The sequence below is a fragment of the Streptomyces sp. NPDC093018 genome (assembly GCF_040684035.1).
GTDB lineage: Bacteria > Actinomycetota > Actinomycetes > Streptomycetales > Streptomycetaceae > Streptomyces > Streptomyces murinus.
The window spans coordinates 150,082-163,558 of sequence record NZ_JBFBFF010000008.1 but is presented as its reverse complement, the minus strand read 5'-3'; the positions used below and the strand labels follow the sequence as shown (position 1 = coordinate 163,558).

The window sequence follows — 13,477 nt, the reverse complement described above, 5'->3', positions numbered from 1 at the left end:
CGCCCCTAGGGGGTTGCCGCCGGCGTCGGTCGCGCGGTCAGCGTCTCGCGCCTGCCGTACCCCCTCACCACCAACGCCGTGGCCACCAGCACCACCGCCCCCACCACCCGCAGCGCCGGACCCATTCCCTGGAGCAGGTCGGCGTGCCCCGAGAGCACCGTGCCGGTCACGGCGACGCCGAGGGCCGCGCCCGTCTCGCGGGCCGTGGTGCCGAGGCCCGAGCCAAGGCCCGCCTGGTGCGGAGGGAGGGAGGTGACGACGCCCATCGTCAGCGGCGGCATGGACAGGCCCGCGCCGGTGGAGATGACCAGGAGCCAGCAGACGAAGAGCCCGTACGGGGTGGACCCGGACGCCGTGGACGCGCCGAGCAGGCCGAGTCCGATGAGCGCGAGCCCGCCGCCGACGAGGATGCGGGGGTGGTCGGACCAGCGTTTGGCCAGGAGCTGCGCGCCGGACATCCCGATCACCAGCGGCATGATCGCCACCCCGGTGACGGCGGGACCGTACCCCTTGACCTCCTGGAGGTACTGCGAGTTGACGTAGAAGAGGGAGAAGAGGCCGAAGAAACTCGTGGCGGTGCCGAGGGACGCCGCCCGCAGCCGGGGCGAGGCGAAGACCCGCGGGTCGAACAGCGGGCCCCGGGCGCGCAGCGCGTGCACCGCGAACGCCGCCACCAGCACCGCCCCCGCCCCGAACGCACCGGCGATCCGCGCCGACAGCCAGCCGTACGACGGCCCCTCGATGATCCCGAACAGCACGGCCACCAGACCCGCGATCAGCAGCACCGCGCCGAGCGGATCGGTGTGGCCCCGGGCCGAGCGCTCCGTGCGCGGGACGACGCGTGCCACCACCGCGATCAGCAGCGCCGCGAGCGGCACCATGGCCCAGAACAGCGCACGCCAGCCGAGGTACTGACCCGCGAGCCCGCCGCCGAGATTGCCCGCGGCCCCGCCGAGGCCGATCGACAGCGTCCACGCGGCCATCGCGCCGAGCCGCCGCGCGGGCGCCGCCAGCTGCATCAGCAGGGACAGCGTGGCCGGGGTGATCAGCGCGGCGCCCGCGCCGGACAGCCCCCGGCCCACGATCAGCACGAGCGGCGCCCCCGCCAGCGCACTGGTCGCGGCGCCCGCCGCGAACAGCGTGAGCCCGGCGAGCAGCGCGCCCTTGCGGCCATGCCGGTCACCGAGCGCCCCGGCGGGGATCAGCAGTCCGGCGAAGACGATGACATAGGCGTCGACCGTCCACAGGATCTCGGCGTGCGAGGGCTGCAGTGCGGACGAACTCAGCTGCGGTATCAGCAGGTTGATCGCCGCCACCATGCTCTGCGCGACCAGGACACAGGCGCACAGGGCGAGCAGGGCGGGGCGTTTCAGGGCGTGCGGGGGCACGGCTCCTCCCGGGAGCTGGACGGTGAAAAGGGATGCGTGCTCACCGTAGGCTCGGCCTTGACCTGCACTCCAGTGCAACTTATGCAAGGAATGAATGCGCATGACGCAATCCACTGGCCTCGACCTGAATCTGCTGGTCGCGCTGGACGTGCTCCTGGAGGAGCAGAGCGTGCGGGGCGCCGCGAGACGGCTGCATCTGTCCGAGCCGGCCATGAGCCGCACCCTCGGCCGGATCCGCAAGGCGCTCGGCGATCCCGTTCTGGTGCGGGCCGGCCGGCAGCTGGTGCCGACCCCGCACGCCCTGGCCGTGCGCGCCGAGGTGAGCGCCGTGGTGGAGCGGGCCCGCGCCCTGTTCGCGCCCGGCCGGGACACCGACCTGCGCACGGTGAGCCGTACCTTCACGATCCTCGGCCACGACGCGATCGTCGCCACCCATGGCGCCGCCCTCCTCGCCCGCGCCGCCCGCGAGGCCCCCGGCATCCGGCTGCGCTTTTTGTCCGAGAGCCACATCGACGCCCCGTTCCTGCGCCAGGGCACCGCCGACCTGGAGATCGGGGTGATCGACACCACCGCCCCCGAGGTGCACCGGGAGACGGTCTACGAGGACCGCATGCTCGGCGTCGTACGCTGCGGACACCCCTTGCTGGAGGGCGAGTTGACCCCCGAGCGGTTCGCCTCGGCGGCCGGTCACCTCATCGTGTCCCGGCGCGGCCGGCTGCGCGGACCGGTCGACGAGGCGCTGGCCGAGCTGGGGCTGAGCCGACGGGTGGTGGCCAGCGTCGGCACGTACCCGGCGTCGCTGTTCGTGCTGCGCGAGACCGATCTCATCGGCCTGATCAGCCCCTGGGCCCGCCCGCTCGCCGAACCCCTCGGACTGACCGTCTTCGAGATCCCGCTGCGGCTCCCGGCCGCCCCGGTCGGCTTCGCCTGGCACCCCCGCCACGACGCCGACCCGGCCCACGCCTGGCTGCGCGCCCGGGTCCGCGAGCTGATGGAACAGGGCGCGGGCCCGGCCGCCACGGGCTGTACCGGTCCCATGGACCGAACGCAGCGCCCCGGATAACCGCTTCTGTCTGTTTTCCGCCGTCTTTTTAGTGACGCCGCGCACTTTCGGTGACTGATTCCGCATGCAAATCGAGGTCCGGGGCAGGGGGCCACGGTCCCTGAGCCGGCCCTTTGCGTGACACAGGGGCATCGAACAGTAACGGAAGGCAACACCGATCATGGCGGAAACCACGGCACGACAGACCCGGGCGACCATCCACGCGGGAGGCGAGTGGCTGACGGCGATCTCCGGCGCGACCCGGGAGATCCTCGACCCCGCGGACGCCCGGCCGTTCGCCGTGGTCGCGGAGGGTGACGAGAAGGACGCCGACCGCGCCGTGGCCGCGGCCCGGCAGGCGTTCGACCACGGCCCCTGGCCGGCCATCCCCGTCGCCGAGCGCGCCGCCCTGCTGCGCCGCGTCGCCGACCTCCTCGTACGCGATCGCGAAGCGCTCGGCCGTCTGGAGGCCCAGGACGCGGGCAAGACCGTGGAAGAGGGCCGGGTCGACATCGACTGTGTCGCCGACGCCTTCCGCTACTTCGCCGACCTGGTGGCCGCCGAGGCCCCCGGCCGGGTCGTGGACGCCGGCTCGCCCGACATCCACAGCGTCGTCGTGCATGAGCCGGTCGGCGTCTGCGCCCTGATCACCCCCTGGAACTACCCGCTGCTCCAGGCCAGTTGGAAGATCGCCCCGGCGCTCGCGGCCGGCAACACCTTCGTGATCAAGCCCAGCGAGATCACCCCGATGACCACCGTCGCGCTGATCGAGCTGCTGGCCGAGGCCGGACTGCCCGCGGGCGTCGCCAACATCGTCACCGGCCCCGGCCACACCGTCGGCGCCCGGTTCGCCGAGCACCCCGGCGTCGACCTGGTCTCCTTCACCGGCGGACTGGTCAGCGGCACCAAGGTCGCCCAGGCCGCCGCGCCGAGCGTGAAGAAGGTCGCCCTCGAACTCGGCGGCAAGAACCCCAACGTGGTCTTCGCCGACGCCTGCGCCACCGAGGAAGGCTTCGACACCGCCGTCGACCAGGCCCTGAACGCCGCCTTCATCCACAGCGGCCAGGTCTGCTCGGCCGGCGGCCGGCTCATCGTCGAGGAGCCGGTGCGCGACCGCTTCGTCGCCGAACTCGCCCGCCGCGCCCAGAAGATCAGGATCGGCCGGGGCACCGAGGACGGCGTCGAGGTCGGCCCGCTCGTCTCCGAGCAGCAGCGCGCCAAGACCGAGGCGTATGTCGCCTCCGCGCTCGCCGAGGGCGCGGTCCTGCGCTGCGGCGGCAAGCGGCCCGAACCCGCCCCCGAGCGGCCCGAGTCGGGCTACTACTACGAGCCGACCGTCCTCGACGGCTGCCACCGCGAGATGAAGGTCGTCCGCGAGGAGGTCTTCGGACCCGTCCTCACCGTGGAGACCTTCACCACCGAGGACGAGGCCGTCCGCCTCGCCAACGACACCGAGTACGGCCTCGCCGGCGCCGTATGGACCACCGACCCCGGCAGGGCCCGGCGGGTCGCGGCCCGGCTGCGCCACGGCACCGTCTGGATCAACGACTTCCACCCCTACCTGCCGCAGGCGGAGTGGGGCGGCTTCGGCAAGAGCGGCACCGGCCGCGAGCTGGGCCCCGCCGGACTCGCCGAGTACCGGGAGACCAAGCACGTCTACCAGAACCTCGCGCCGAAGCCGGTGCGCTGGTTCGCCGGCTGAGCCGACTCCGTTCAGGAAAGCCCCGGTTCGGGCCCCGAGACCTCTCGACACCCCCTGGAGCAGCACCCCATGTCCCACACCCCCCACGTCTACGACTACGTCGTCATCGGCGGCGGCACCGCGGGCTCGGTCATCGCCTCCCGCCTCACCGAGGACCCCGATGTCACCGTCGCCGTCATCGAGGGCGGCCCCAGCGACATCGACCGCGAGGACGTCCTCACCCTGCGCCGCTGGCTGGGCCTGCTCGGCGGCGATCTCGACTACGAGTACACCACCGTCGAGCAGCCGAACGGCAATTCCCACATCCTGCACAGCCGCGCCAAGGTCCTCGGCGGCTGCTCCTCGCACAACACCCTGATCTCCTTCAAGCCGCTGCCCTCCGACTGGGACGAGTGGGAGCGGGCCGGCGCCGAGGGCTGGGGCGCGGTGCCGATGGAGGCGTACTACGCCCGGCTGCGCAACAACATCGTGCGCGTCGCCGACAAGGACCAGAACGCCATCGCCAAGGACTGGATCGACGCGACGAAGACCGCGATCGGCGTCCCCGAGGTGATCGGCTTCAACGACAAGCCGTTCCACGAGGGCGTCGGCTTCCTCGACCTCGCCTACCACCCCGAGAACAACAAGCGCTCCTCCGCCTCCGTCGCCTACCTCCACCCGCATCTGGAGGCCGGCGACCGCCCCAACCTCACGCTGCTGCTGGAGACCTGGGCGTACCGGCTGGAGCTGGACGGCAAGCGCGCCACCGGCGTCCACGTGCGCACCAAGGACGGCACCGAGCAGCTGATCGGCGCCCGCCGGGAGGTCGTCGTCTGCGCCGGCGCCGTCGACTCCCCGCGCCTGCTGCTGCTCTCCGGCATCGGCCCGAAGCGTGACCTCGAAGAGCTGGGCATCCCGGTCGCGCACGACCTGCCGGGCGTCGGCGAGAACCTCCAGGACCACCCCGAGTCGGTGATCGTCTGGGAGACGAACCGGCCGCTGCCGGAGAACTCCGCGATGGACTCCGACGCCGCGCTGTTCGTACGCCGGGACGACTCGCTGGACGCCCCCGACCTGATGTTCCACTTCTACCAGATCCCCTTCACCGACAACCCCGAACGGCTCGGCTACGAACGCCCCGAGCACGGCGTGTCGATGACCCCCAACATCCCCAAGTCCCGCGCCCGCGGCCGCCTCTACCTCACCAGCGCCGACCCCGAGGCCAAACCCGCCCTCGACTTCCGGTACTTCACCGACGAGGACGGCTACGACGCGCAGACCCTCGTCGACGGCGTGAAGATAGCCCGCGAGATCGCCCGCACCGAGCCGTTCGCGGGCTGGCTGAAGCGCGAGGTCTTCCCCGGCCCCGAGGTCACCGACGACGAACAGCTCAGCGAGCTGCTGCGCAAGGCCCACCACACCGTCTACCACCCCGCCGGCACCTGCCGGATGGGCGCGGCCGACGACGAACTCGCCGTGGTCGACCCGGAGTTGAAGATCCGTGGACTCGACGGCATTCGCATCGCGGACGCGTCCGTCTTCCCGACCGTTCCCGCCGTCAACCCGATGATCGGGGTGCTGATGGTCGGGGAGAAGGCCGTCGATCTGATCGGAGGCGATCGCCGATGAGCACCACCACGCCCACCGTCCCCACCCGCAAGCCCCCCACCGCCCAGGACGACGCACCCGTCTTCTCGGTCTCCGGCCTGTGGAAGGTCTTCGGCCCCAAGCCCGAGCGCGTCCCCGCCGACCCCGAACTCGGCGCCCTCGACGCCGCCGAGCTGCGCACCCGCACCGGCTGCACCGCCGCCGTCCGCGATGTCACCTTCGACGTCCGCAAGGGCGAGGTCTTCGTGGTGATGGGCCTGTCCGGCTCCGGCAAGTCCACCCTCGTGCGCTGCCTGACCCGGCTGATCGAGCCGACCGCGGGCACCATCGCCATCGACGGCGAGGACGTCCGCGCCATGGACAGGTCCCGGCTGCGCGAACTGCGCCGGCACCGCGCCGCGATGGTCTTCCAGCACTTCGGCCTGCTCCCGCACCGCACCGTGCTCGACAACGTCGCCTACGGCCTGGAGATCCAGGGCGTCGGCAAGGCCGAGCGCCGTGAGCGCGCCGCCGAGATCGTCGCCAAGGTCGGCCTCGAAGGCATGGAGCACCGCCGCCCCGGCCAGCTCTCCGGCGGCCAGCGCCAGCGCGTCGGCCTCGCCCGCGCGCTCGCCGTCGACCCCGAAGTACTGCTCTTCGACGAGCCGTTCAGCGCCCTCGACCCCCTCATCCGCCGCGATATGCAGGACGAGGTCGCCCGCCTCCACGAGGAGGAGGGCCGCACGATGGTCTTCATCACCCACGACCTCAGCGAGGCCCTCAAGCTCGGCGACCGCATCGCCCTGATGCGCGACGGCCGGGTCGTCCAGCTCGGCACCCCCGAGGAGATCGTCGGCTCCCCGGCCGACGACTACGTCCGCGAGTTCGTCCGGGACGTACCGCGCGAGCAGGTGCTGACCGCCCGTACGGCCATGCGGCCCGCGTCCTTGGCGGAGAGCACCGAAGGCCCCGCGCTCACGCCGGACGCCACGGTCTCCGAGGCCATCGAGGCCGTCGCCCGCACCGGCGGCCCGGCCCGTGTCATGGACGACGGCAAGTGCCTGGGCGTGGTCGACCACGAGCGGCTGCTGGGCGTGGTGGCCGGCGTGCCCGTCGCCCCGGACGCGGGCCACCGCGCCACCCCGGAGGCCGTCTGATGGCCACCCTCACCGTCCCCGCCCTGCGCACCAGGACCCCCGCCGTCCTGCGCAACAGAGCCGTCGGCAAGCTCCTGCTGCTCGCCCTGATCACGGCCGTCCTGCTCCCGGTGCTGCACGGCCACGCCTGGCCCCACCGCCTCACGGTCAGCCTCACCGAGCCGCTGACCAGCGCCAGCAACTGGATCATCGACAACCGCGACACCCACCCCCTCTTCCTCTACTTCTTCGGCTACATCAGCAACGCCGTCGTCCTCGCCGTGCGCGCGGTCTACGTCGCCCTCCTCGCCCTCGGCTGGCCGGGCGTCACCGCGCTCGGCGCCCTCGTCGCCTGGCGGGTGGCGGGCCCCCGCCTGGCCGCCGGCACCGCCGTCGCGTTCCTCGCCTGCGGCGCGCTCGGCATGTGGGAACCGACGATGCAGACCCTCGCGCTGATGGTCGCCGCCGTCCTCGCCTCGGTGCTCGTCGGCGCCGCCCTCGGCCTCGCCGGCGGACTCTCCCCGCGCCTGGACCGCGCCCTGCGCCCGGTCCTGGACACGATGCAGGTCCTCCCGGCCTTCGCCTACCTCCTCCCCGTCGTCCTGGTCTTCGGCATCGGCGTCCCCGCGGCCGTCCTCGCCACCGTCGTCTACGCCGCCCCGCCCATGGCCCGCCTCACCGCCCTTGGCCTGCGCGGCGCCGACCCCGAGGTCCTGGAGGCCGTGGAGTCGCTCGGCGCCACCCGCCGCCAGCGGCTGCTGACCGCCCGTATCCCGCTGGCCCGCAAGGAACTGCTGCTGGGCCTCAACCAGACGATCATGATGGCCCTGTCCATGGCCGTCATCGCCTCCGTCATCGGCGCCGGTGGCCTCGGCGACCGCGTCTACCAGGCCCTGTCCACCGTCGACGTCGGCCAGGCCCTCGCCGCCGGCATCCCGATCGTGCTGCTCGCCGTGGTCCTGGACCGGGTGACCGGCGCGGCCGGCGCCGACGGCGCGAAGGGGCCCCGGACGATCGGCTGGCCGTACGCCCTCGCCGTCACCGCGGCCGCCGCCCTCGCCGCCCGCCTGCTCGGCGCCCTCGACTGGCCGAACGGCTGGAGCGTGCAGATCGCCGCCCCGGTCAACCGCGCCGTCGACTGGATGACCGGCCACCTCTACTCCGGCGTCCCGGTCATCGGCGGCACCGCCGACTGGGCGGCCCACTTCACCACCTGGGTCCTGGACCCGATCCGTGACGGACTCCAGTGGCTGCCCTGGTGGTCGCTGCTGCTGATCGTCGCCGCCCTCGCCTGGGTGATCGGCACCTGGCGCACCGCGCTGACCGCCGTCCTCGCCATGGCCGCGATCGGGGTGCTCGGCGTGTGGGAGCCCTCCCTGGACACCCTCTCCCAGGTGCTGGCCGCCGTCGCCGTCACCCTGGTGCTCGGCTTCGCCACCGGCATCGCCGCCGCCCGCAGCGACCGCGTCGAGCGCGCCCTGCGCCCGGTCCTGGACGTCTTCCAGACGATGCCGCAGTTCGTGTACCTGATCCCGGTCGTCGCCCTGTTCGGCGTCGGGCGCGCCCCCGCGGTCGCCGCGGCCGTCGTCTACGCGCTGCCCGCCGTCGTCCGCATCACCACCCAGGGCCTGCGCCAGGTGGACCCGGCGGCCCTGGAGTCGGCCCGCTCGCTCGGCGCGACCGGACGGCAGCAGCTGTGGCAGGTCCAACTTCCGCTCGCCCGCCGTGCGTTGCTGCTCGCCGTCAACCAGGGTGTGGTCCTGGTCCTCGCCGTCGTCATCATCGGCGGTCTGGTCGGCGGCGGCGCCCTCGGCTACAACGTCGCCTTCGGCCTCGCCCAGGGCGACCTGGCGACCGGTCTGGTGGCCGGTGCCGCCATCGTCTGCCTGGGCCTGATGCTGGACCGGGTGACCCAGCCGACCGAACGCCGCCCGGGGAAGGGAGCCTGACATGCGGATCCGACTGCGTACGGCGGTCCCCGTCGCGCTCGCCGTGCTGGGGCTGACCACCGGCTGCGGCGCCGCCGACATGACCAAGCAGGCCAGCCCGTTCGCGCACACCGGCGGCGGCAAGAGCGTCACGCTGTCCGTGCAGTCCTGGGTGGGTGCCGAGTCCAATGTGGCCGTCGCCCAGTACCTGCTGGAGCACAAGCTGGGCTACCGCGTCGACACCGTGCAGGTGGACGAGGTGCCCGCGTGGGACGCGCTGAGCCAGGGCCGGGTCGACGCCATCCTGGAGGACTGGGGCCACCCCGACCAGGAGAAGCGTTACGTCGACGACAAGAAGACGATCGCGCGCGCCGGCGATCTCGGGGTGACCGGTCACATCGGCTGGTTCGTACCGGCGTACCTCGTCAAGCAGCACCCCGACATCACCGACTGGCACAACCTGAACAAGTACGCCTCCCTCTTCCGTACGGCGGAGAGCGGCGGCAAGGGCCAGCTGATGGACGGCTCCCCGTCCTATGTCACCAACGACAAGGCCCTGGTGAAGAACCTGAAGCTGAACTACCAGGTGGTCTTCGCCGGTTCCGAGGCCGCGCAGATCACCCAGATGAAGCAGTTCGCCAAGGAGAAGAAGCCCTTCCTGACGTACTGGTACTCACCGCAGTGGCTGTTCAAGAAGGTCCCGATGACGGAGGTGAAGCTGCCGCCGTACAAGGACGGCTGCGACGCGGACGCGGCGAAGATCGCCTGCGCCTATCCGCGCACCCCGCTCCAGAAGTACCTCAACGCGGACTTCGCCAAGTCGGGCGGCAAGGCGGCGGAGTTCCTGAAGAAGTTCCGCTGGACCACCGACGACCAGAACGAGGTCTCCCTGCTGATCGCCCAGGACAAGCTGTCCCCGGACGCGGCGGCGAAGAAGTGGGTGGACAGCCACCCCTCCGTCTGGAAGCAGTGGCTGTCCTGAGCGGCTACCGACGCAGCCCGGCGGCGAGTTCGGCCGCCGCCGCGGTGGCCCTGCGCTGGAGCTGCGGACCGAAAGTGATCCGGGTGGCCCCGAGTCCGCCGAGCGCGGCGGGCGAGGGGCCGTCCGGGGTCAGCAGGGCCAGCGCGTTCAGCGGGCCCTCGATCCCGGACCGCAGCAGGGGCAGTACGGCCACCGGGGCGAGGATCGGATACACGCACTCGGCACCCGCCGCGACGTACGACGCGGCCCGCTCGACGGTCTGTTCGACTGCCTGCTCGACGGCCCGTCCGGGGTCGCCGTCGCCGTGCACGAAGGTGTCGACGCGGGCGTTGAGGAAGATCCGGCCCGCGGCCGCCGCGCAGAACTCCGCCAGGTAATCGGCGTGTTCCCTGGGGTCCTTCAGCGACCCCTCGCTGGAGTCCTCGATGTTGCAGCCGACGGCGCCCGCCGCCAGCAGCCGCTCCACCAGCTCCTCCGGCGCGAGCCCGTACCCGTCCTCGATGTCCGCCGTCACCGGCACGTCCACCGCGCGGGTGATCCGGGCGACCGCCGCGAACATCTCGTCCGCCGGGGTCTCGCCGTCCGCGTACCCGAGCGCGGCGGCGACCCCCGCGCTCGGCGTGGCCAGCGCCTCGAACCCCGCCTCCGCGAAGGCCCGCGCACTGGCCGCGTCCCAGGGACCGGGCAGGATCAGCGGTTCGCCGGGCGGGCGCCGTACGTGCAGCGCCCGCAGCACCTCCACGCCGTCGCTCACCGGTGCTGCCCCGGCTGGTAGTGGCCCGGGGTCATCCGGGCGGTGACGCCGAACCGGTTCCAGGCGTTGATCACCGTGATGGCGGCGATCAGCCGGGCCAGCTCGGGCTCCTCGAACTGCTTGGCGGCCCGCTCGTACACCTCGTCCGGCACGAAGCCGTCGGTGAGGACGGTGATCGCCTCGGTCAGCTCGATCGCCGCCAGCTCCTTCTCCGTGTAGAAGTGCCGCGACTCCTCCCACGCGGAGAGCTGGATGATCCGCTCCACGCTCTCCCCGGCCGCCAGCGCGTCCTTGGTGTGCATGTCCAGGCAGAACGCGCAGTGATTGAGCTGCGAGGCGCGGATCTTCACCAGCTCCAGCAGCTTCGGGTCCAGCCCCTGCCGGGCCGCGATGTCCAGCCGCACCATCGCCTTGTACACGTCCGGAGCGTGCTCGCTCCAGTGCAGACGGGGGGCGTGCTCGGCGGCGTACTCGGTGTTCTCGTCCGTGTTCATGCCTCCACCGTAGAAGCGAGGCAGCCCAGGAGTATGGTCCATTTCCATGGCGGAAACCTGGGCCACTTCGGGCGTCGACCTGCATCTGGAACCGGCGGGCTCGGGCGGGCTGCGCCGGGGGCTGACCGACGCCCTGCGCGACGCGGTCCGCACCGGCCGGCTCGCCCCCGGCACCCGGCTGCCCTCCTCCCGGGCCCTCGCCGCCGACCTCGGCATCGCCCGCAACACCGTCGGCGAGGCGTACGCCGACCTGGTCGCCGAGGGCTGGCTCACCGCCCGGCAGGGCTCCGGCACCCGGGTCGCCGAACGCACCGTGGTCCCGCCGAGCGACCCCGGCCGCCGGCCCCGCGTCCCGCCCCGGCCCACCCACAACCTCGTCCCCGGCACCCCCGACCTCGCCGCGTTCCCACGCGCCGAATGGGCCAGGGCCGCCCGCCGCGCGCTCACCGCCGCGCCGAACGACGCCCTGGGCTACGGCGATCCCCGCGGCCGCGTCGAACTGCGCACCGCGCTCGCCGGCTATCTCGCCCGGGTCCGGGGCGTCCGCTGCGACCCCGACCACCTGGTCATCACGGCCGGCTTCTCACACGCCCTGCGCATCCTCGGCCCGGTGCTGCGCGCCCGCGGGGCGGACTCGGTGGCCGTCGAGTCGTACGGCCTCGACGCCTACTGGGGCCTCCTCCAGGCCGCCGGACTCGCCACCCCCGCCCTGCCCTGGGACGAACTCGGCACCGACCCCGGCCCGTTGACCACCGAGGGCGCCGTACTCCTCACCCCCGCCCACCAGTTCCCCATGGGCATGCCCCTGCACCCCGACCGGCGCGCGGCCGTCGTCGACTGGGCGAGGCGCACCAATTCCCTCGTCCTGGAGGACGATTACGACGGCGAGTTCCGCTACGACCGCCAGCCCGTCGGCGCCCTTCAGGGCCTCGACCCCGACCGTGTCGTCTACCTCGGCACCGCCAGCAAGTCCCTCGCCCCCGGCATCCGGCTGGGCTGGATGGTGCTGCCGCCGGCCCTCGCCCGGGAGGTGACCGCGGCCAAGGGACACGTCGACACCGTGGGCGTGCTCGAACAGCTCACCCTCGCCGAGTTCCTCACCTCAGGGGCCTACGACCGCCAGGTCCGCGCCTCCCGGCTGCGCTACCGGCGCCGCCGCGACGCCCTCGCCGCGGCCGTCGCCGAACGCGCCCCCGCCGTCCGGGTCACCGGGGTCGCCGCCGGTCTGCACGCCCTGCTGCGACTGCCCCCGGGCACCGAGCCCTCCATCGTCCAGGCCGCCGCCTGGCAGGGCCTCGCCCTGCACGGCCTCTCCTTCCACCGCCATCCCGACTCCGTCGCCGAACCGGTCGACGCACTGGTGGTGGGCTACGGAACCCCACCGGACAGCGCATGGACAGGAGCCCTGGAGGCACTGTGCAGGGTGCTGCCCTAGGGGGTGCCCGCGCAGGGTCAGTCGGTGAGTGGGCGGAAGATCAGGAAGAAGAAGCGGGCGCCCGGTGAACCCAGTGGCTGCGCGGCGCACAGGGTCACCAGGCCGCGGGTCGAAGGGGTGTGCTTCTCGCAGCACCGTTCGGTTTCGTCGGCGGCGAGTCCCGAGTGCCGTACCGGCCGGGTGTCGCCGTCCTGCTGCACATAGGTGATGTCGTGCCGGCGGTAGATGGGCCCGACCACGGGGTCGTCGTTCACCTCCGCGTCCAGCTGCCGCAGATCGGGATTGTCGGGGTGGGCCGCGACGGCCGCCCGCAGCTGGGCCGCGACCGGTGCTGCCCAGCGCTCCGCCCAGTCCAGCAGATGGTGCTCGCGCGCCTCCTCGCGCAGCAGCATCCAGCGCATCACGTTCCGCTCGGGCAACTCGGGCTCCGCGCCCTCGGCCCGGGGGAACATGCGCAGGAAGTCGTCGTTCCAGGCGAGGAGGTTCCACGCCACGTCGTTGACGTAGCAGGGCACGCCGGACACGCCCTGGACGGCCGTGAACCAGGCCGGGTCGACCCGGGTGCCGGCCTCGGGGTTCATGGGGACCGGCGGCTCATGACCCAGCGCGTAGACGTACAGCGCGCCCCGCTCCGGCTCGGCCATCCGCAGCACGGTGGAGACCGCGTCCAGGAACTCGGGCGCGGGCGAGGGCATGTCGCCCCGCTCCAGCTGCGCGTACGTGCGCTCGGAGACGTACAGCGCGTGCGCCACCTGGGCCTGGGAGAGCCCGGCGGACCGGCGGCCGCGGCCGGTGCGGCGGGGCCAGCCCAGCTCGCTGGGGTCGATCAGCGAGCGCTTGTGCCGCAGCAGCGACCGCAGGGCTTCCCTGTCCATCCCCAACTCCCTCTCGGCGCGGACCGTCTCACCGGCCCGGCAAATAACGGAAGTCTACGTTCCTGAAATTCAGGTTCCGGAAAAAGCAGCTCCTGGTCACGGAGGTGTGATTGTCGCAGGATGGTCCCCGGACCGGTTGCGCTGCGGGGGGCGCAGCCGGTCCATCACTTTTCGG

At 72.7% G+C, this 13,477-nt stretch carries 11 protein-coding genes; 7 read left to right on the top strand and 4 right to left on the bottom strand.

Features of this window, described 5'->3' with window-relative positions:
• Nucleotides 1-5 precede the first annotated feature (5 nt).
• Nucleotides 6-1,388 carry an MFS transporter gene (locus tag AB0N90_RS20010; protein WP_365198333.1) on the bottom strand — a complete coding sequence of 461 codons (1,383 nt, stop codon included), beginning with the start codon at nt 1,386-1,388 and terminating at the stop codon, nt 6-8.
• Between the two features lie 94 nt (nt 1,389-1,482).
• Between AB0N90_RS20010 and AB0N90_RS20005 the strand changes: the two genes are divergently transcribed.
• The 6 genes from AB0N90_RS20005 (at nt 1,483) to AB0N90_RS19980 (ending at nt 9,744) form a co-directional block, all read left to right on the top strand.
• Nucleotides 1,483-2,451, top strand: a complete 969-nt coding sequence (locus tag AB0N90_RS20005) for a LysR family transcriptional regulator (protein ID WP_365198330.1) — start codon at nt 1,483-1,485, stop codon at nt 2,449-2,451.
• Between the two features lie 160 nt (nt 2,452-2,611).
• Nucleotides 2,612-4,132, top strand: a complete 1,521-nt coding sequence (locus AB0N90_RS20000; RefSeq protein ID WP_365198327.1) for an aldehyde dehydrogenase family protein — start codon at nt 2,612-2,614, stop codon at nt 4,130-4,132.
• A 69-nt stretch (nt 4,133-4,201) separates the two neighbouring features.
• Nucleotides 4,202-5,740, top strand: a complete 1,539-nt coding sequence (locus AB0N90_RS19995; protein WP_365198324.1) for a GMC oxidoreductase — start codon at nt 4,202-4,204, stop codon at nt 5,738-5,740.
• A complete protein-coding gene (locus AB0N90_RS19990) occupies nt 5,737-6,855 on the top strand; it encodes a glycine betaine/L-proline ABC transporter ATP-binding protein (RefSeq protein ID WP_365198321.1) in 1,119 nt (372 codons plus the stop codon). The genes AB0N90_RS19995 and AB0N90_RS19990 overlap by 4 nt, the downstream gene beginning before the upstream one ends.
• On the top strand, nt 6,855-8,783 hold the full coding sequence (locus AB0N90_RS19985) for an ABC transporter permease subunit (RefSeq protein ID WP_361676397.1): 1,929 nt from the start codon (nt 6,855-6,857) through the stop codon (nt 8,781-8,783). Before AB0N90_RS19990 ends, AB0N90_RS19985 begins: the two co-directional genes overlap by 1 nt.
• 1 nt (nt 8,784) lies before the next feature.
• Nucleotides 8,785-9,744: an ABC transporter substrate-binding protein gene (locus tag AB0N90_RS19980; protein WP_365198318.1), complete on the top strand. Its 960-nt coding sequence runs from the start codon at nt 8,785-8,787 to the stop codon at nt 9,742-9,744.
• A 4-nt stretch (nt 9,745-9,748) separates the two neighbouring features.
• Here AB0N90_RS19980 and AB0N90_RS19975 read toward each other — a convergent pair whose 3' ends face one another.
• Both AB0N90_RS19975 and AB0N90_RS19970 read right to left on the bottom strand, forming a co-directional pair.
• Nucleotides 9,749-10,498, bottom strand: coding sequence for an isocitrate lyase/phosphoenolpyruvate mutase family protein (locus AB0N90_RS19975; protein ID WP_365198316.1), 750 nt, complete (start codon nt 10,496-10,498; stop codon nt 9,749-9,751).
• Nucleotides 10,495-10,992, bottom strand: coding sequence for a carboxymuconolactone decarboxylase family protein (locus AB0N90_RS19970; RefSeq protein ID WP_361676391.1), 498 nt, complete (start codon nt 10,990-10,992; stop codon nt 10,495-10,497). The genes AB0N90_RS19975 and AB0N90_RS19970 overlap by 4 nt, the downstream gene beginning before the upstream one ends.
• A 46-nt stretch (nt 10,993-11,038) precedes the next feature.
• On the opposite strand from AB0N90_RS19970, the gene AB0N90_RS19965 reads away from it, so the two are divergent.
• A complete protein-coding gene (locus AB0N90_RS19965; protein WP_365198313.1) occupies nt 11,039-12,427 on the top strand; it encodes a PLP-dependent aminotransferase family protein in 1,389 nt (462 codons plus the stop codon).
• Nucleotides 12,428-12,444: 17 nt separating this feature from the next.
• Here AB0N90_RS19965 and AB0N90_RS19960 read toward each other — a convergent pair whose 3' ends face one another.
• The gene (locus AB0N90_RS19960; RefSeq protein ID WP_365198311.1) at nt 12,445-13,302 is read right to left on the bottom strand and encodes a helix-turn-helix domain-containing protein; all 858 of its coding nucleotides are present in this window, start codon (nt 13,300-13,302) and stop codon (nt 12,445-12,447) included.
• Between the last annotated feature and the right edge of the window lie 175 nt (nt 13,303-13,477).

Bases quoted from the DNA above. Each gene is read 5' to 3' on its own strand.
- AB0N90_RS20005 (WP_365198330.1), top strand. From the start codon at position 1,483: ATGCGCATGACGCAATCCACTGGCCTCGACCTGAATCTGCTGGTCGCG.
- AB0N90_RS20000 (WP_365198327.1), top strand. From the start codon at position 2,612: ATGGCGGAAACCACGGCACGACAGACCCGGGCGACCATCCACGCGGGA.
- AB0N90_RS19995 (WP_365198324.1), top strand. From the start codon at position 4,202: ATGTCCCACACCCCCCACGTCTACGACTACGTCGTCATCGGCGGCGGC.
- AB0N90_RS19990 (WP_365198321.1), top strand. From the start codon at position 5,737: ATGAGCACCACCACGCCCACCGTCCCCACCCGCAAGCCCCCCACCGCC.
- AB0N90_RS19985 (WP_361676397.1), top strand. From the start codon at position 6,855: ATGGCCACCCTCACCGTCCCCGCCCTGCGCACCAGGACCCCCGCCGTC.
- AB0N90_RS19980 (WP_365198318.1), top strand. From the start codon at position 8,785: ATGCGGATCCGACTGCGTACGGCGGTCCCCGTCGCGCTCGCCGTGCTG.
- AB0N90_RS19970 (WP_361676391.1), bottom strand. From the start codon at position 10,992: ATGAACACGGACGAGAACACCGAGTACGCCGCCGAGCACGCCCCCCGT.
- AB0N90_RS19965 (WP_365198313.1), top strand. From the start codon at position 11,039: ATGGCGGAAACCTGGGCCACTTCGGGCGTCGACCTGCATCTGGAACCG.
- AB0N90_RS19960 (WP_365198311.1), bottom strand. From the start codon at position 13,302: ATGGACAGGGAAGCCCTGCGGTCGCTGCTGCGGCACAAGCGCTCGCTG.